The sequence below is a fragment of the Microbacterium sp. genome, from assembly GCF_036823965.1.
Classification (GTDB): Bacteria; Actinomycetota; Actinomycetes; order Actinomycetales; family Microbacteriaceae; genus Microbacterium.
On the sequence record NZ_DAITBE010000007.1, the window covers coordinates 230,688 to 231,194 of the forward strand.

At 68.0% G+C, this 507-nt stretch carries 1 pseudogene; it reads right to left on the reverse strand.

The annotated features are described in order from the left end of the window. A pseudogene (locus V7Z82_RS13665) lies at nt 1–507 on the reverse strand (hypothetical protein); the annotation flags it as partial.

The following is a 507-nucleotide window of genomic DNA, read 5'->3' on the forward strand; positions in this document are numbered from 1 at the left end:
CGCGGTTGTTGTCGCGGCTGTAGCCGCCCTCACGACGAGGAGCGGAGTCACGGTTGTAGCCGCCCTCGCGACGAGGAGCCGAGTCACGGTTGTTGTCGCGGTTGTAGCCGCCCTCACGACGCGGAGCGGAATCGCGGTTGTAGCCGCCCTCACGACGAGGAGCGGAGTCACGGTTGTACCCGCCCTCACGACGAGGAGCCGAGTCACGGCTATATCCACCCTCGCGACGCGGAGCGGAGTCACGGCTGCTGTCGCGGTTGTACCCGCCCTCGCGACGCGGTGCGGAGTCGCGGTTGTACCCGCCATCGCGGCGAGGAGCGGAATCGCGGTTGTACCCGCCCTCACGACGTGGTGCGGAGTCACGGTTGTTGTCGCGGCTGAAGCCGCCCTCACGACGAGGCGCGGAATCACGGTTGTACCCGCCCTCACGACGAGGCGCGGAATCGCGGTTATACCCGCCCTCACGACGAGGCGCGGAATCGCGGTTATACCCGCCCTCACGACGAG